General features: G+C 69.9%; 15 protein-coding genes and 1 tRNA gene. 4 read left to right on the forward strand and 12 right to left on the reverse strand.

The features are described 5' to 3' along the window. Positions 1–129: 129 nt before the first annotated feature. Both FCG67_RS17200 and FCG67_RS17205 read right to left on the reverse strand, forming a co-directional pair. The gene (locus FCG67_RS17200) at positions 130–552 is read right to left on the reverse strand and encodes a DUF2752 domain-containing protein (protein WP_246045120.1); all 423 of its coding nucleotides are present in this window, start codon (positions 550–552) and stop codon (positions 130–132) included. 30 nt (positions 553–582) lie between these two features. Next, the gene (locus FCG67_RS17205) at positions 583–1,320 is read right to left on the reverse strand and encodes an RDD family protein (RefSeq protein WP_136910917.1); all 738 of its coding nucleotides are present in this window, start codon (positions 1,318–1,320) and stop codon (positions 583–585) included. Between the two features lie 211 nt (positions 1,321–1,531). Here FCG67_RS17205 and FCG67_RS17210 point away from each other — a divergent pair, with 211 nt between their 5' ends. After that, positions 1,532–1,897, forward strand: a complete 366-nt coding sequence (locus FCG67_RS17210) for a PH domain-containing protein (protein WP_077043026.1) — start codon at positions 1,532–1,534, stop codon at positions 1,895–1,897. Here FCG67_RS17210 and FCG67_RS17215 read toward each other — a convergent pair. Together FCG67_RS17215 and FCG67_RS17220 are read right to left on the reverse strand one after the other, a co-directional pair. Further along, positions 1,887–2,573 carry an EthD domain-containing protein gene (locus tag FCG67_RS17215; protein WP_136910918.1) on the reverse strand — a complete coding sequence of 229 codons (687 nt, stop codon included), beginning with the start codon at positions 2,571–2,573 and terminating at the stop codon, positions 1,887–1,889. The two genes, FCG67_RS17210 and FCG67_RS17215, sit on opposite strands and share 11 nt — an antisense overlap. Positions 2,574–2,612: 39 nt before the next feature. Further along, a complete protein-coding gene (locus FCG67_RS17220) occupies positions 2,613–3,248 on the reverse strand; it encodes a TetR family transcriptional regulator (protein ID WP_136910919.1) in 636 nt (211 codons plus the stop codon). Positions 3,249–3,371: 123 nt separating this feature from the next. On the opposite strand from FCG67_RS17220, the gene FCG67_RS17225 reads away from it, so the two are divergent. After that, on the forward strand, positions 3,372–4,187 hold the full coding sequence (locus FCG67_RS17225) for an MBL fold metallo-hydrolase (protein WP_246045121.1): 816 nt from the start codon (positions 3,372–3,374) through the stop codon (positions 4,185–4,187). 12 nt (positions 4,188–4,199) lie between these two features. On the opposite strand, the gene FCG67_RS17230 is transcribed toward FCG67_RS17225, so the two are convergent. The 3 genes from FCG67_RS17230 to FCG67_RS17240 all read right to left on the reverse strand — a co-directional run bounded on the left by FCG67_RS17230 (position 4,200) and on the right by FCG67_RS17240 (position 5,793). Beyond that, positions 4,200–4,379 (reverse strand): hypothetical protein, encoded by a 180-nt coding sequence (locus FCG67_RS17230; protein WP_136910920.1) that lies wholly within the window; start codon positions 4,377–4,379, stop codon positions 4,200–4,202. 75 nt (positions 4,380–4,454) lie between these two features. Next, a tRNA-Thr gene (locus FCG67_RS17235) sits at positions 4,455–4,530 on the reverse strand. Between the two features lie 69 nt (positions 4,531–4,599). Beyond that, positions 4,600–5,793, reverse strand: a complete 1,194-nt coding sequence (locus FCG67_RS17240; RefSeq protein WP_136910921.1) for a DNA polymerase III subunit delta' — start codon at positions 5,791–5,793, stop codon at positions 4,600–4,602. A gap of 90 nt (positions 5,794–5,883) precedes the next feature. Between FCG67_RS17240 and FCG67_RS17245 the strand changes: the two genes are divergently transcribed. Then, positions 5,884–6,273, forward strand: a complete 390-nt coding sequence (locus tag FCG67_RS17245) for a VOC family protein (RefSeq protein WP_136910922.1) — start codon at positions 5,884–5,886, stop codon at positions 6,271–6,273. Here the strand turns inward: FCG67_RS17245 and FCG67_RS17250 are convergent. From FCG67_RS17250 to FCG67_RS17265, 4 genes are all read right to left on the reverse strand, one after another. Continuing rightward, complete coding sequence (locus tag FCG67_RS17250) at positions 6,210–6,962, reverse strand: helix-turn-helix domain-containing protein (RefSeq protein ID WP_136910923.1); 753 nt, start codon at positions 6,960–6,962, stop codon at positions 6,210–6,212. The two genes, FCG67_RS17245 and FCG67_RS17250, sit on opposite strands and share 64 nt — an antisense overlap. A 29-nt stretch (positions 6,963–6,991) precedes the next feature. Beyond that, complete coding sequence (gene topA, locus FCG67_RS17255; protein ID WP_136910924.1) at positions 6,992–9,907, reverse strand: type I DNA topoisomerase; 2,916 nt, start codon at positions 9,905–9,907, stop codon at positions 6,992–6,994. Positions 9,908–10,008: 101 nt separating this feature from the next. Continuing rightward, on the reverse strand, positions 10,009–10,593 hold the full coding sequence (locus FCG67_RS17260; RefSeq protein ID WP_136910925.1) for a hypothetical protein: 585 nt from the start codon (positions 10,591–10,593) through the stop codon (positions 10,009–10,011). Positions 10,594–10,734: 141 nt separating this feature from the next. Beyond that, a complete protein-coding gene (locus FCG67_RS17265) occupies positions 10,735–10,938 on the reverse strand; it encodes a cold-shock protein (protein WP_005248460.1) in 204 nt (67 codons plus the stop codon). A 388-nt stretch (positions 10,939–11,326) separates the two neighbouring features. Here FCG67_RS17265 and FCG67_RS17270 point away from each other — a divergent pair, with 388 nt between their 5' ends. Next, on the forward strand, positions 11,327–13,660 hold the full coding sequence (locus FCG67_RS17270) for a DEAD/DEAH box helicase (RefSeq protein WP_136910926.1): 2,334 nt from the start codon (positions 11,327–11,329) through the stop codon (positions 13,658–13,660). Here the strand turns inward: FCG67_RS17270 and FCG67_RS17275 are convergent. After that, entirely contained in the window at positions 13,657–16,074 is a 2,418-nt protein-coding gene (locus tag FCG67_RS17275; protein ID WP_136910927.1) for a lysylphosphatidylglycerol synthase transmembrane domain-containing protein, read from the reverse strand. The two genes, FCG67_RS17270 and FCG67_RS17275, sit on opposite strands and share 4 nt — an antisense overlap. Between the last annotated feature and the right edge of the window lie 6 nt (positions 16,075–16,080).

Below are 16,080 nucleotides of genomic sequence, written 5' to 3' on the forward strand. Positions count from 1 at the left end.
CGAATCAGTCGTCGTGCTTGCGGAACACCCGGCGCGCGATCGGGATCAGCACGACCAGCGCGCCGACGAGCACGATCAGCGAGAAGATCTGCATTGCCATCGGAACCTCCGGGTCGAGTTCGTCGAACGTCAGGTCGGCGCGAGCACCGCTCCCCACGGGGTGTTGCGCACCACGGTGAACACCGCCAACACCACCAGTATCCCTGCCGTGCCGGACCTGCCGAGCACGATCATCCGGTCGTCGACTCCGCCCCATCGCCGCCGCAGCCAGCGCATCCACGCCACCACCAGCACCACGACAAGCGGCAGGATCAGCACGTTGCTCGACAGCGACCCGACCAGGTCCCCGTGGGTGAGGTCGTTCACCGCGCGCAGCCCACCGCAGCCCGGGCACCACCAGCCGGTGATCACGTGGAACGGGCAGAACCCGTAGGCGCCCGCGCGGTGCGGGTCGCGCAGGTACAGCAAAGTCGCCGCGCCGAGGCCTGCCGCCGCGACCGCGAGCGGCGCGCGCAGCGAGCGGGCCCGGGTTCCCGACTGCGTCATCGTCATCGGGCCACCGTCATCGCGTCACATTCACTCTCATTGCGGTGCGGCCACCGCACCCTTGATCACAACGGAGGTGACCAGCATGTCGTGCCAGCACCGGTGTCGCGGATCCCACAGCGGCCACAGGAAGTTCAGGAAGCAGAGGTCGCCGAGGATCCACAGCAGCAACCACCGCACAAAGGCCATGCCGGGCCCGAGGGGCCGTCCGTCCGCCTCGCGGACCACCGAGATACTCAGCCATTTCTTGCCGAGCGTCTGCCCGGTGTTGCCCTGCCGGAACACCATGTTCCAGACCAGCAGCGCGAGCGCCAGCAGGATGCCGGCCACCATGATGGCGATGCCGACGCCGTTGACGTTCGTCAGCTCGCTGTCGGAGTCGTAGTAGTAGTCGCCCGAATACGTGGTCGTGACCGATCTCGCGTCTTTGAACGCGATGAACGCCCCGAGGCCCGCGAGCAGGTAGCCCGGCAGCGGGACCACGATCCGGTCGAGCAGATATGCGCCGACCCGAGACCACCAGGAGGCATACGGATAGGCGGGCGGCGGCGGACTGCCGTAGGGCTGGCCCGGCGGCGGATAGCCCGGCTGCTGCGGGTACTGCGGGGCACCGTAGGGCGGCTGGCCTGGCGGCGGGTACTGCGGAGCACCGTACTGCGGCTGACCGTACTGCGGCGGCTGCTGGCCGTACTGGGGCTGGGGCGGCGGCGGACCCGCCGGCGGAGTGCCGGGCTGCGCGGGATCGGGCTGCTGGGGCTGATTCGGATCCGACATTGCGCCACTTCCTGTCCGCAGGGTGGTGGTTCACTTCCCAAACCATAGCCCCGAACGACATTCGGCCACGTTCCTTGTCCGTCCGGTTCGTGGGGGCTACATTTCGCCTGATCCGAAAGCACGGGCAACGACGCCGGGATCGCTACCGTCGAGGGTCTTCGACGTCGGCTCCTGAGACTGCGAGACGTGCGGCAGCGACAAGGAGACAGACATGACCGAACCGATATTCGACAAGTCCGAACAACTCAAGCAGGTACAACAGGCGATTCTCGCGGGCGAGACGATCATTGCCGTCTACGACTGCATCGGTGCGGGCACCGGATTCATGGGACTGACCAATCTTCGCCTCGTCATTCAGGACAAGAGCTTCGTCGGCAGCCGAACCGCGATCACGTCCATTCCGTACAAGAATGTCCGGTCGGTGTCCTTTCTCAGCAACAAATCGTGGGCCGGACATTTCTTCTCGTCGAGCAGCATTGCCGTGGACATCGGCCAGCAGACCTACGAGGCCGACTTCCGCGGCATCGAAAAGGCGCAGCACGTGCACAGGGTGATACTGGAGCAGATCACTCGGTAGGCCGAACTCCGGTCAGGTCGTACACATATCGACTCGTGGGGATCACGTCCACGTCGGTGCTCGCGCCGAACGTGGACGTGCTCTCGATCATGCGCGAGAGCCGGCGCCCGAGCTCGGCGTCGTCCCCGCCGCTCCCGTAGAACGCGTGCGGATCGGTCATCGCGGCCATCGGGAACAGTTCTTCGACAAGGGCGTCGGCGCGAGCGTCGGCGGTGAGCCTCTCGATCACGGTGTTCTGCACGTAGCCGAACGTGGCCTGGGTTTCGATCGCCACGGTGGTGTGGTGGTCCTGCCAGCGGCGGAGCCATTCCGACCGATCCATGCCCGCGGGTATCCGCAACAGCGCGAGACCGGCGAGGGCGTCGGCGCGAACTCCGTTGTCCGACTCCGGGGGCGGGATCGGCGTCCGTTCCTCGACCACCCATCCCGTGACCCGGTCGGCCGCCGCCGAGAGGAGGCCGGTGACGGCCGCGAATTCGTCTGGAATCCAGACGCTGACGATCGCAGCCACCGGCTGCTCATAGGTCGTGAGACGGAGCTGGGCGGGAGCGACGTCGGCGTCGTCGATGTTGACCTGGAGCCTGGTGGCGCCGAGCGCGGCCAGTTGGTCGCGGAGACGCTCCGCGAACAACGCCTCCGGCAATCGCGACCCCCACAGGGCGTACATCAACTTCATCGTCGAATCCTTTCCGTGGCCTGGCATTCCGGCGTTGGCCTAGCCCGCCGTGGACGAGTGGGCCGCAGTGAGCAGTCCGAGGAGCAGGTCGATCACGTCGTCGGGTTCCGGCCGGCCGCGGTGGTCTGCGTCGGACATCCGTTCGTAGTCGGCGATCAAGGCGAGCAGGACAGTCGCCAGTGACTCGAGCCGGTACCGGCGCGCGGCGGCGGGCAGATCGCCGATCAGGTGATCGAGCCGCGACATGACTATGCGGACGGTCGGCCGACTGTCGCCGTCCAGGTTCATCTCGTCCGCGACGGAGCGGTGATGGCGCACGCGCTCGAAGAACCGGGCGAAATGCGTCGATCCCGGCTGATCGACCACCTCGATCAGGGGAAGCGCCAGCACCGTCAGCAGTACCCGGATGTCCTCGCCCCCTGGCGCACCCTCGCACTCGGCGAGCAGCTCCATCCGCCGGAATTCCAACCCGCGGAGGTGATACTCGACGATCGCGGCGATCAGGCCGTCGCGGGAACCGAAGTGGTACTGCACCGCCGACTTGTTGCGCTGACCCGCCGCGCGGGCGATGTCCTGCAGCGGGACGTCGATCCCGGCCTCGGCGATCAGCACCTCCGCGGCACGCATGATGGCATGCGGAGCCGATCCCTCCCGCAGCCCTTCCCCGACCTTCACCGCTCCAAAGTAGGGTCGGACACCCCCGTGGTCAATACCTGATACTTATTCTTTAAGTCTTACTACTTAAATCCTTGGGCCCGCGGTTGCGCCGAGCACACCCAGGCCGGAGAGTGGTCCCCCGTGAGCCATCGCATCCACCACCTCAGCTGCGCGACGATGTGCCCCAGCGCCGGCCTCGTCCCCGGGCTCGCCCCGTCTCGTCTGGTCGCGCACTGCCTGCTGGTCGAGGGACCCGACGGCCTGACGCTGGTGGACACCGGCTTCGGCACGGCCGACGTCGCCGATCCGATCGGCCGGCTCGGCCGGCCGTTCGTGATGTCGGTCGGCGCCAGGATGGACCTCGCGCTCACCGCCGTCGCCCAGGTCCGCGCGCTCGGCTACGACCCGTCGGATGTCCGCGACATCGTGGTCACCCACCTGGACGGCGACCACGCGGGCGGCCTCGGCGACTTTCCGTGGGCGCGCGTGCACGTGCACGCCGACGAGCTCGCGACCGCGCGCGCACGGCCAACTCTGCTCGACAAGACGCGGTACAGCGCGAAGCAGTGGGCGCACGATCCGACCTGGGTCGAGCACCGCCCCGGCGGCGACCGGTGGTTCGGGTTCGAATCGGTGCAGGCGGTCAGCGAGGACGTGCTGCTGATTCCGCTGCGTGGACACACCTTCGGGCACAGCGCGGTGGCGGTGCGTCGTCCCGGCGGCGGCTGGTACCTGCACGCGGGAGACGGGTACTACTTCGCCGACGAAAAGCTGACGCCGCCCTCCTGCCCGCCTGGCCTGCGGGCGACGCAGATCCTGATGGAGATGGATCGCCGGTCGCGAATCGCCAACCAGGGCAGGCTCCGCGAGCTGCACGCCGCCCACGGCGACGAGGTCACCATCATCTGCGCGCACGACGCGAGCGAGTTCGACGCGCTCGCCGCCGTCACCGACTGAGCGCGGGTCCGGCTATCCGGCGAGGTCGTCCGGGCCGATCGGGTCGGCGTCCCAGAGGGCCTGGGTGACCGGCGGCCGGGCCCGGTTGACGACGACGAACCCCACCGCGATGAGTGCGCCCACCACGGCTCCGCGCACGACGCGGCGACATGCGCGGGTGGACTTCGTCGGCTCGGGTTCGGTGGGGGTCATGCGAGGAGTCTCCCGCACTCTCGCGCAAAACTCGAAAGGCCCCTCTCCCGCGGGTGCGGGTGAGGGGCCTTCGAGTGGAGCCGCCTAAGAGAATCGAACTCTTGACCTTTTCATTACGAGTGAAATGCTCTACCGACTGAGCTAAGGCGGCGTGCCCGACCTCGCGGTCGAGCCAGAGGGAGTCTAGCGGCTCACCCCGCGGATGCGAAAATTGCCCCCGCTAGTTCAGCTCGGCTCCCAGCTTGGCGACCATGGACGCCACCGCGAACCGGGGCTTGACGTTGATCGAGAGCGCCTCGCGACACTCCAGCACCGCCTCCACACACCGCAGCAGCGCCTCGGGGCTGCCCGCCGCGGCCATCTTCCTGACCTGGTCCGCCTTGTCCGGGTGGTTCGGCTGCGCCCCCGACCCCAGCGCGACCGCCAGCGCGTCCCGGTAGAGCCCCGCCAGGTCCATCAGGGCACGATCGAGGCTGTCGCGGCCCGTCCTGGTGGCCCGCGACTTCTGCCTGCGCTCGAGGTCCTTGAGGGCGCCGGCCGATCCGCGCAGCGCGCCCGCCGCACCCTTGCCGGTGCCGCCCGCGCCGAGGGCGGTGCGCAGCTCCTCGGTCTCGCGTTCGTCGCGGGCCGCGCTCATCTCCTTGGCCTCGGCCTCCGCCGCCCGGACCAGCTCGTCGGCCGCCGCGTATCCGGTGGCAGGCCGGGTCGCGGCGGACGCGATGCCCAGCGCCTGGCCGCGCCGCGCCCTGGCCTCCTCGTCCGTCGCCAGCCGTCGGGCCCGGCCGACGTGGCCGCCACTGATCGAGGCGGCCAGCAGCGCGGTCTCGGCGTCGAGCTGATCGCGCTCGCGCAGCACCCCGGCGATCGCCTCCACCGACGGGGTCACCAGCGCCACGTGCCTGCACCGGGACCGCAGCGTCACCGAGATGTCCTGTGGGTCCACCGAGGGTGCACACAGGAGGAAAACGGTCCGCGCCGGCGGCTCCTCGACGACCTTGAGCAGCGCGTTGGCCGCACCCTCGGTCAGCCGGTCTGCGTCCTCGATCACCACGACCTGCCAGCGCCCGGTGCTGGGGCGACGGGACGCGGTCTGCACGATGCCGCGCATCTCCGCGACGCTGATGCTCAGGCCCTCGGGGATCACCCGGCGCACATCGCCGTGCGTGCCCGCCATCGTGGTGGTGCAGGCGTGGCATCGCCCGCACCCCGGCTCGCCCTCGTCGGTGCACTGCAGCGCGGCGGCGAAGCACAGCGCCGCGACGGAACGCCCGGAGCCGGGCGGCCCGGTGAACAGCCAGGAGTGCGTCATCAGCGAGCCTGCCGAGGCGGCGCCGCCCCGTGCCGCCCTCGCGGCACCGGTCAGCTCCAGCTCGACATGCTCCTGGCCGACCAGTCGATCGAATACTCCCGCCACGGGCCGAGCCTATCGGGCGGGTCCGACGACGCCGGGCGGGCGTCCGAAACGTTCAAGACCGTCCGGACCGCGGCGAACTACCGTCGCGGCATGACACCACAGCTCTCCATGATCGGTCTCGCCGTCGCGGACCTGCCCCGCTCCTTCGACATCTACCGGCGGCTCGGCCTCGACCTGCCCGCCGACCCCGGCCGGGAGCAACACCACGAGATCACCCTGCCGGGCGGGCTGCGGGTGGGCTGGGACACCCTCGAGGTCATCCGCGGCTTCTCCCCCGACTTCACCCCGGGGACCGGTGGCCCGGCGCTGGCCTTCGACTGCGGCACGCCCGAGGCCGTCGACGCCAAGTACACCGAGCTCATCGAGGCCGGCTGCACCGGGGAATCGAAGCCGTGGGACGCGTTCTGGGGACAGCGCTACGCGGTCGTCAGGGACCCCGACGGCCACGGCATCGAACTGTTCTCTGCCCTGCCCGGCTGACCGAGCAGCCCGGTCAGGGAGGTTCCCGCCAGCGCCCGAACCTCCCTGGCCAGGTGCGCCTGATCGCTGAAGCCGGTATCCGCCGCGACCCGGGCGAGCGGGACGCCCGCCCGGGCGAGCCCGAGCGCACGGTCGAAGCGGAGCACCCGGGCCAGTGTCTTCGGGCCGTACCCGAATGCGGACAAGGACTTTCGATGCAGGCGGCGTTCGCTCCAGCCCAGGCTCGCGGCGACCTGTGCCACCGAGACGCCGCTCGCCAGGCGCGCCGCGATCGCGGTCTCGACCGGGCGCCCGAGCCCGTCGAGACGGTCGCGTGCGGCCGCACTGATCGCCCGCAGCGGATCCGCCTCGGCCGCATGGAAGAGGCTGCGCACCATCGCATCCGGCCACAGCTGCTCCAGCGGCACCCGTACGTCTCGCAGCTCGTCGGCGCGGACACCGAACACGTGCGGTCCGACGCCTGACGCGAACCGCAGACCGATCGCCCTGCTGCCCGCGGCCGTGGTGCGGTGCGCCCGGGTGTCCGGACCGGCCACCAGCAGCCCACCCTCGTGCCAGATCAGATCCATGCACCCGTCGGGCAGGACCAAGGCGCCCTCGTCCTGCTTCGAGCGGTCCCCCGGTGGACCCGGGGTCACCGACCAGGCGACCGCTCCCGGAACTTCCGCTCGCAGTTCCCGATACGCCACCTCGGCTACACCACCTCAGCGCGGACCGGTCAGGACTTCTTCGCGGCGGCCTTCTTCGCGGCCGCCTTGGCGGGCGCCTTCTTGGCCGCGGTCTTCTTCGCCGCTGCCTTCTTGGCAGGCGCCTTCTTCGCGGCCGCCTTCTTCTTCACCGGGCCACGCGCACGCCGGTCGGCGAGCAGCTCCGAGGCGCGCTCGTCGGTGATGGTCGCGACATCGTCGTCCTTGCGCAGGCTCGCGTTCGTCTCGCCGTCGGTGACGTACGGGCCGAAGCGGCCGTCCTTGATCACCATCGGCTTGTCCGTCGCCGAGTCGTTGCCGAGCTCACGCAGCGGCGGGGTCGCCGCACCCGTGCGGCCCCGGCGCTTGGGCTCCGCGTAGATCTTCAGGGCGTCCTCGAGGGTCACCGTGAACATCTGCTCCTCGTTCTCCAGCGAACGAGAATCGGTGCCCTTCTTCAGGTACGGGCCGTAGCGCCCGTTCTGCGCGGTGATCTCTTCCTTCGACTCCGGGTCGATGCCGACCACACGCGGCAGCGAGAGCAGCCGCAGCGCGTCCTCGAGAGTCACCGTCGCCACGTCCATGGACTTGAGCAACGAACCGGTCCGCGGCTTCGGGCCCGCGGCCTTCTTGGCGGTCTTCTTCGCGGCGGCCTTCTTCGCGGGCGCCTTGGTCGTGACGGCGCCCTCCCCCTCGGCCGTGACCGGCACGATGTCCGGCTCGGGTTCGGGTTCCGGCTCGGGCAGGATCTCGGTCACGTACGGACCGAAACGCCCCTCCTTCGCGACGATCTCGTGCCCGGTGAGCGGGTCGACGCCGAGCTTGCGCCCGTCCTGTGGGGTGGCGAACAGCTTCTCCGCATACTCCGGCGAGAGCTCGTCCGGCGGCAGGTCGTCGGGCAGGTTTGCCCGCTGCGAGACCGGATCCCCATCGGGGTCATCGGGATTGACGACCATCCGCTCGAGGTACGGCCCGAATCGTCCGACCCGCACCACGACGTCGCGGCCCTCGGAATCGGCGAACAGCCGGATCGAATTCACCTCGCGGGCGTCGATGTCCTCGAGATTGGTGCCGACCATCTTCTTCAGACCGCCGGAGCGGGCGACCGAACCCTCGGCGCCGCGCTCACCACCGAAGTAGAAGCTGGACAACCAGTTTCCACGCTGCTCGCGGCCACCGGCGATCTCGTCGAGGTCGTCCTCCATGCCTGCGGTGAAGTCGAAGTCGACCAGCCGGCCGAAATGCGCCTCCAGCAACCCGATCACGGCGAACGCCACCCACGACGGCACCAGGGCACTGCCACGCTTGTAGACGTAGCCGCGGTCCAGGATCGTCTTGATGATCGACGAATACGTCGACGGGCGACCGATTCCCAGCTCTTCGAGGGTCTTGATCAGGCTGGCCTCGGTGTAGCGGGCGGGCGGGTTCGTGGTGTGACCGTCCGGATCCAGCTTGGTGGCGGTGACCGCCTGCCCGGCGACGAGCACCGGCAGCCGCGACTCGGCGTCGTCGGACTGGCCGCCTGCCTCCTCGTCGACGCTCTCCACGTAGGCCTTGAGGAAGCCCGCGAACGTGATGGTGCGGCCGGACGCCGAGAAGGTGCACTCCTCGCCGGTGCCCGCGGTACCGGTGATCCGCAGCGTCAGCGTGGTGCCGCGCGCGTCGGCCATCTGCGAGGCGACGGTGCGCTGCCAGATCAGCTCGTAGAGCTTGAACTCGTCGGCGGCCAGCTGCGAGTGCAGCTGCCCCGGGGTGGCGAAGACGTCGCCGGCGGGGCGGATCGCCTCGTGCGCCTCCTGCGCGTTCTTCACCTTGCGGGTGTACTGCCGCGGCGACGGGCTGACGTACTCGGCGCCGTACAGCTCGGTGGCCTGTGCCCTGGCCGCGGAGATCGCCGACGCCGACAGCGTCGTCGAGTCGGTACGCATGTAGGTGATGTGGCCGTTCTCGTACAGCCGCTGCGCGGTCCGCATGGTGCGCTCGGAAGTGAAGCGCAGCTTGCGTGCCGCCTCCTGCTGCAGCGTCGAGGTCATGAACGGCGCGTACGGCTTGCGGGTGTACGGCTTGTCCTCGGCGGACGAGACGGTGAGATCGGTGCCGTGCAGTGCCTCGGCGAGACGGCGGGCGTAGCCCTCGTCCAGCACCGTGACGCCGGTCGACTTCAGCTGGCCGTCGGCCCCGAAATCGCGGCCCGCGGCGACGCGGCTGCCGTCGACGCTGACCAGGCGCGCCCCGAAGCTCCGCGGGTTCGCCTCGGCGCCCGCGTCCAGGGTGGCGGAGATGTCCCAGTACTCGGCGGACCGGAAGGCCATCCGCTCGCGTTCGCGCTGCACGATGACGCGCGTCGCCACCGACTGCACGCGGCCCGCCGACAGCTTCGGCATGACCTTCTTCCACAGCACCGGGCTGACCTCGTAGCCGTAGAGGCGGTCGAGGATGCGCCGGGTCTCCTGCGCGTCCACCAGGTCCTGGTCGAGGTCGCGGGTGTCCTGTGCGGCCGCCAGGATGGCGGGCTTGGTGATCTCGTGGAAGACCATCCGGCGGACCGGGATCTTCGGCTTGAGGGTCTCGAGCAGGTGCCAGGCGATGGCCTCGCCCTCGCGGTCGGGGTCAGTGGCGAGGTAGAGCTCGTCGGCGTCCTTGAGCAGGCTCTTGAGCTCGGCGACCTTGGTCTTCTTGTCCGGGCTCACCACGTAGAGCGGCTCGAAGTCGTGGTCGACGTTGACGCCGAGCCGGGCCCACGACTCGCCCTTGTACTTGGCAGGCACGTCCGCCGCGCCCCGCGGGAGGTCGCGAATGTGACCGACCGAGGCCTCGACGACGTAGTTCTTGCCCAGGTAGGGGGCAATTTTCCTGGCCTTGGTCGGCGACTCGACGATCACGAGACGGCGCGTCTGGTCGGCTGTGGCGGGGCTGTCGCCCGCCGTGTCCTTCTCCCGAGCTGCCACCTTGCTGCCTGCACCTTCCTCGACTCGAATCGGCGATCACTTCAGTAACAGAGTGACACACCGCGAGACCATCCTTGCAGATCAATCCCGTGTCGACTGTTCTACACCTGCGGCCAGGCCTCTCGCGCCTCCTGCCGGTCAGGGGCCTGACCGATGTTCTCGACCAGCCGCATCAGCCGCTTGTGCCCCACGATCCGGAGCCCGGGGCCCGCTCCGCGGGTGCCGATGAGGGTGGGCGCGATCCCGGCCCGCATCAACGATTGGGCGAGTATCGGGTGGGTGTCGGGGGCGTGCGGGTCCAGCCCGAGCACGAACCGATCACCCTCGCCCTCGGACCTGCCGGCGGCCAGCACCCAGGCCCGCAGGGCACGCGAGTCCGGGATCCAGCCCACCGGCACGGCCTTGACCGCGCCCTTGGTCCACCGGGTCGCGAGCGCGGCCAGCTCGGGCACCGATGCGGTGCGGACCAGCGGGCTGCCCTCGTCGGACCGGGTGATCTCGGCTGCCAGGCCGGCCTCCTCGATCAATTCGGCGACGGCGTCCGCCCGCCACGAGGCGTCGACGACCACCGAGACCCTGGCCCGGCCGGCGGCGACGGAGACCTGCCCCTGCGCGGCCAGCAGCCCGCTGAGGTCCGATACCGCGGGCGGCACCGCCTCAGCGGAGAAGAAGGACAGCTGGTTCACAAGAGGACAGTAGGCCAGATCCGGCCGCCCGGGCCGTGCTGACACGACGGGACCGCGTTCGACGCCCAGCGGGAAACGACTCGTCCCCCACCACCTCACGGTGCTGGGGGACGAGTTGATCCGTCTCGAGGAACGAATGAATCAGACCGCGCGAACGCCGGTGGCCTGGGGACCCTTGGTGCCCTGACCGACCTCGAACTCGACGCGCTGGTTCTCCTCGAGCGTGCGGAACCCGCTGCCCTGAATCTCGGAGTAGTGGACGAAGACGTCAGCGGAGCCGTCCTCGGGGGCGATGAATCCAAAGCCCTTCTCCGCGTTGAACCACTTCACAGTGCCCTGTGCCATGCTTTTCCTTCACTTTCTAACACCGGATTCGGTGAACAGCAGTCAACAGTCCACCGGGCCGGTTCCGACCGCTGTACCGCTGATTTCCCCCTCAGGAAAAGCATCGCCACCGCGCTCGCAACATCGATCCTGCGAGCGCGTACACGAACACAGAAGCTGCGACCACTTATAAGTCAATCACGGTTCGCGCGACTGCAACAGTCGAAATCCAACAATGGTCGTAAAGAATTGATCTTGTATCCGACGACGCGTCGGCAACCGCTCTATTGGACACTCGTCAAGTTATTGACAAGGGCTGCACAGTGTTAAACACATCCCGGCAAGTACCATCAAAACCGCAGGTGAACGGGCACGTGTACGCGGCCAACCAACGAACTCGGAGTTATCAGTGAGCCAACCGGCCGCCGCAGCCAGCTACGGGCAGTCACTGCTCGATCGGGTGCTGGCAGGCACCCCTCGCGGCGAGGATCCGCTCACCCACGTGGCGGAACTGCCGGCACGCGAGTCCCAGTTCACGCAATGGCCACAGTGGATTCACCCCGATGTCGTCGATGCCATGCGCGGCAACGGAATCCCGCTGCCGTGGACACATCAGGAGGCCGCCGCCTCGCTCGCCGCGGCGGGCGAGCACGTCGTGGTCGCCACCGGCACCGCATCCGGGAAGTCGCTGGCCTACCAGCTGCCCATCCTCACCGCCCTCGCCGAGGACCCGCGCGCGACCGCCCTCTACCTGGCCCCGACCAAGGCCCTCGGGGCCGACCAGATCCGGTCCACCATCGCGCTGACCGAGCAGGCCGAATCGCTCGCGACCGTCTACCCCAACGCCTTTGACGGCGACACCCCGACCGAGGTGCGCCAGTGGGTACGGGCCAACTCCCGCTGGATCTTCACCAACCCGGACATGCTGCACATCGGCATGCTGCGCTCGCACCAGCGCTGGGCCCACTTCTTCCGCAACCTGCGTTACGTCGTGATCGACGAATGCCACTCCTACCGAGGCGTTTTCGGCTCGAACGTGGCGCTGGTCCTGCGCAGGCTGAAGCGGATCGCCCGCCGCTACGCCGCCGACCCGGTGTTCATCCTCGCCAGCGCCACCACCGCGGCACCGGGGGCCGCGGCATCCCGGCTGATCGGCGCCCCCTGCGCGGAGGTCACCGTCGACGGCTCCCCGCACGGCCCGCGAACGGTCGCGCTCTGGGAGCCCCCGCTGATGGCCGAGGTGACCGGCGAGAACGGCGCCCCGGTCCGCCGCGCCGCCGGGTCGGAGGCCGCCCGGATCATGGCCGACCTGATGATCGAGGGCGCCAGGACCCTCACCTTCGTCCGCTCGCGCCGCGGCGCCGAGCTGACCGCGATGGGCACGAAAAGGCTGCTGGCGGAGTCCGCCCCGGACCTGACCGAACGGGTCGCCGCCTACCGGGCCGGCTACCTGGCCGAGGACCGACGCGAGCTGGAGGCCGCGCTCGCGGACGGGACCCTGCTCGGCGCCGCGACCACCAATGCCCTCGAGCTCGGAGTCGACATCGCCGGCCTGGACGCGGTCGTGGTGGCCGGCTTCCCCGGCACCGTCGCCTCGTTCTGGCAGCAGGCCGGGCGGTCCGGCCGCCGCGGCGAGGGCTCGCTTGTGGTGCTGGTCGCGCGCGACGATCCGCTCGACACGTACCTGGTCCACCATCCGGCCGCGCTGCTGGACAAACCCGTCGAGGCCACCGTCACGGACCCGTCCAACCCGTACGTGCTCGGCCCGCAGCTGCTGTGCGCGGCGATGGAGCTACCGCTCAGCGACGCCGAGGTCGAGCAGTTCGGCGCCGTCGATCTGCTCAACCGGCTCGCCGAGCAGGGGCTGATCCGGCGTCGCGCGCACGGCTGGTTCGTCACCGCGGAGTCCAACCCCCATGCGTCCGTGGACATCCGCGGCGGCATCGGCAAGCAGGTCGCGATCGTCGACGCCGAGTCCGGCCGGATGCTCGGCACCGTCGACGGCGGCCGCGCCCCCGCGACCGCCCACCCGGGGGCGGTGCACCTGCACCAGGGCGAGTCCTTCGTGGTGGACATGCTGGACCTGGAGGAGGGCCTGGCGCTGGTGCACGCCGAGACCCCGGAGTGGAGCACCTCGGCGCGCGAGACCACCGAGATCGTCATCACCTCCGTCCTCGAGCACAGCGAGCACGGCCCGGTCACGGTGGCGCTGACCGAGGTCGAGGTCACCCACCAGGTGGTGGGCTACCTCCGGCGGCTGCCGTCCGGCGAGGTCCTCGACTCCGTCGAGCTCGACATGCCTCCGCAGCGCCTGAACACGCGGGCCGTGATGTACACGGTGGAACCGGAGCTGATGGAACGGGCCGGCATCACCGCGGATCGGTTCCCCGGCTCGCTCCACGCCGCCGAGCACGCCGCGATCGGCCTGCTGCCGCTGGTGGCCACCTGCGACCGAGGCGACATCGGCGGGGTCTCGACGGCGCTGCATCAGGACACCGGGCTGCCTACGGTGTTCGTCTACGACGGCCATCAGGGCGGCGCCGGGTTCGCGGACCGCGGGCACGCCGAGTTGCTGCGCTGGCTGCGCGCCACCCGGGACGCGATCGGGTCCTGCGAGTGCACGGCCGGGTGCCCGTCCTGCGTGCAGTCCCCCAAGTGCGGCAACGGGAACGACCCCCTCGACAAGGACGGCGCGGTCCGGCTGCTGACCGCGGTGGTCGACTCGCTTCGGGGAGCGCCCTAGATCAGGTCGGTCTTCTGCATCCAGCGCAGGATCGGCCAGCCGGCGAACACCGGCAGCCAGCAGGTGAGCACCCGGTACAGCAGCACCGACGGCACCGCGACCGCGGCGGGCACCCCGAAGGCGGCGAGTCCACCGATCAGCGCCGCCTCGACCGCGCCGACACCGCCGGGGGTCGGCGCGGCGGAGGCCAGCGTGCCGCCGATCATCGTCACGATGGTGACGGTGACGAAGCTGACGTCGCCGCCGAATGCCGCGACGCTCGCCCAGAGGGCAAGCGCGGCACCGAGAGTGGTGCCCGCACACCCGCCGACGATGAGCAGGAACCGGCCCGGGTCGCGGGCGAGGTCCAGCAGCTCGGTGCTCACGTCGGCGATCTGGGGACGCAGCTCGTCGATCAGCCAGCGCCGCAGCCTCGGCACGATCATGAAGGCCCCGACCACGCCGAGCAGGACACCGACCACCAGGTAGATGACCGTGGCGTTCGGGATGAAGCCGGACAGGTCCGCGCTCCTGCCCGCCGCGATGCTGAAGAGGATCAGCAGCCCGACGTGGGTGACCACCTGGACGGTCTGCTGCAGCGCGACGGCCGCGGTCGCCCGCACCCCACCGAGCCCGTTGTGTTGCAGGAACCGCACGCTGAGCGCCAGGCCCCCGACCCCCGCGGGGGTGGTGGTGGCCGCGAAGGTGTTGGCGAACTGCATGATCACCAGGTTCTTGAGCCGGACCGACTCCGACGCACAGGCCCACAGCGCCACCGCCGTCCCGATGTACTTCAACACCGAGACCACCAGTCCGAGCAGCGCCCACCACCAGTTCGCGTTCTGCAGCTCGGTGAGGAAGGTCGGCACCTGACTGACGAACGGGTAGGCGACGTAGACCAGTCCGATCAACAGCACCAGCTGGATGATCTGGTTCCGGCTGAAGCGGGTGACCTGCTCGGTCTTGATCACCTCGGAGTCGGTCTGGGTCCGGACCTGGTGCCGGGTGGCCGACATCAGTTCGTCCGCGTCCGGCAACGCCCGGCGCAACCGCTTGGGCATCGCGGACTTGGTCAACCGGCCCGACGCCGCGAGGACCGTGTCCTCGCCCAGCGTCGCGAGCGCCGCCCGCACCGCCGGTTCCGCCCCGAACCGTGCCCCTGTGGTCAGCAACAGCTGGGCGATGTCCGACTCGAGCTGTGCGTCCGACGCACCGACCTCCGCGTGCGCGAAGCCCTCGAAATGCACTCGGTCACCGCTGATCCGGAGGTTCTCCGGGCGCAGGTCGCCGTGCGCGACCTGGTTCGCGTGCAGGACCCGCAGGCCGGACCAGGCCGCCTCGAGGTGCTCGGGCTGCGCCTGCTCGAGCGGGGTCCCGGCGGGCACCGAATGCGCGTAGAGCATCCAGCCCCGCTCGAGCGGGGACACCGCGACGGCCAGGCTGGACGAGAGCCCCATCCGGGCGACCGCGGTCGACATCAGCGCCCGGTGCTCGACCGCCCGGCGCAGCGACGCGTACGGCGCGGGTGTCTCCGCGCTCCGGAAGGTGAGCCAGTGCCAGACCTGACGGAGGGCGCCCTCGCTGCGTTGGTGCGGCCCGAAGAGTTCGAGGATCACCTCGTCGTCCGCGCCCGCCTTCCGGAGATCGACCCCGAGATCGACCTTCCGCCAACCGGGGCTGCAGTCGGCGGCGAGCACGAGCGGGCCCGGCCCGGTGGGGCTGAGCACCGACAGCGCGTCGACCCGCAGACCGCGCCTGCCGAGGATCCGGACCGCGAGATCGACGGGGACCTCCAGCGCGGGCGTGCCGACGAACAGCACCACCAGCGCACCGATCAGCCAGCCGGCGGTCAGCCCCAACACCGACCGCGCGGGGACGACGGCGCTGACGAACAGGTGGATCGGCACGAAGGCGAACAGCAGCAGCCACCAGATCCGACGCCAGCGGGCGGGCAGCCACGGACCGGACACGGTCAGCATCGCGGCCAGCATCGCGATCCAGCGCGGGTCGTCGAGGAACTGCGACAGGAAGGTGTCGAGGTGCCCGTCCAGATCGAGGTGCCACTTCGGCGCGGACACCCCCGTGCCGGTGATGGACAGCGCGATGACGGCGAGCAGTCCAGCGGTTGCGTACCCCGCGAGCAGCTTCCAGCGTCGGCCGAGGACGAGGCCGACCAGGATCGCGAACGGGAGGATCACGATCGCGGCGCCGTACAGCAGGTAGATCCGGGTCGAGGCCGCCGCCGAGGCGACGCCGATCAGGTCCGACACCGAGTTCTCCACGGCCTCCCAGCGGCCGCGGGTGATCAGCGACGTGGCGATCACCGCGCCCATGCACAGCGCCGCCAACACGACACGGAGCTGATCATTGGTACGCCGACGCAAAGGCTGCAGGAGGCTGCCCTGGACCGGGATCTCTCGTCCGTCGACTCGCATGGGGTG

This window comes from Rhodococcus oryzae (genome assembly GCF_005049235.1).
Classification (GTDB): Bacteria; Actinomycetota; Actinomycetes; order Mycobacteriales; family Mycobacteriaceae; genus Rhodococcus_G; species Rhodococcus_G oryzae.

What these genes read in the sequence shown, in the direction of transcription:
- FCG67_RS17200 (WP_246045120.1), bottom strand. Translation starts at nt 552, where the DNA reads ATGACGATGACGCAGTCGGGAACCCGGGCCCGCTCGCTGCGCGCGCCG.
- FCG67_RS17205 (WP_136910917.1), bottom strand. Translation starts at nt 1,320, where the DNA reads ATGTCGGATCCGAATCAGCCCCAGCAGCCCGATCCCGCGCAGCCCGGC.
- FCG67_RS17210 (WP_077043026.1), top strand. Translation starts at nt 1,532, where the DNA reads ATGACCGAACCGATATTCGACAAGTCCGAACAACTCAAGCAGGTACAA.
- FCG67_RS17215 (WP_136910918.1), bottom strand. Translation starts at nt 2,573, where the DNA reads ATGAAGTTGATGTACGCCCTGTGGGGGTCGCGATTGCCGGAGGCGTTG.
- FCG67_RS17230 (WP_136910920.1), bottom strand. Translation starts at nt 4,379, where the DNA reads ATGACCCCCACCGAACCCGAGCCGACGAAGTCCACCCGCGCATGTCGC.
- FCG67_RS17245 (WP_136910922.1), top strand. Translation starts at nt 5,884, where the DNA reads ATGACACCACAGCTCTCCATGATCGGTCTCGCCGTCGCGGACCTGCCC.
- FCG67_RS17265 (WP_005248460.1), bottom strand. Translation starts at nt 10,938, where the DNA reads ATGGCACAGGGCACTGTGAAGTGGTTCAACGCGGAGAAGGGCTTTGGA.
- FCG67_RS17275 (WP_136910927.1), bottom strand. Translation starts at nt 16,074, where the DNA reads ATGCGAGTCGACGGACGAGAGATCCCGGTCCAGGGCAGCCTCCTGCAG.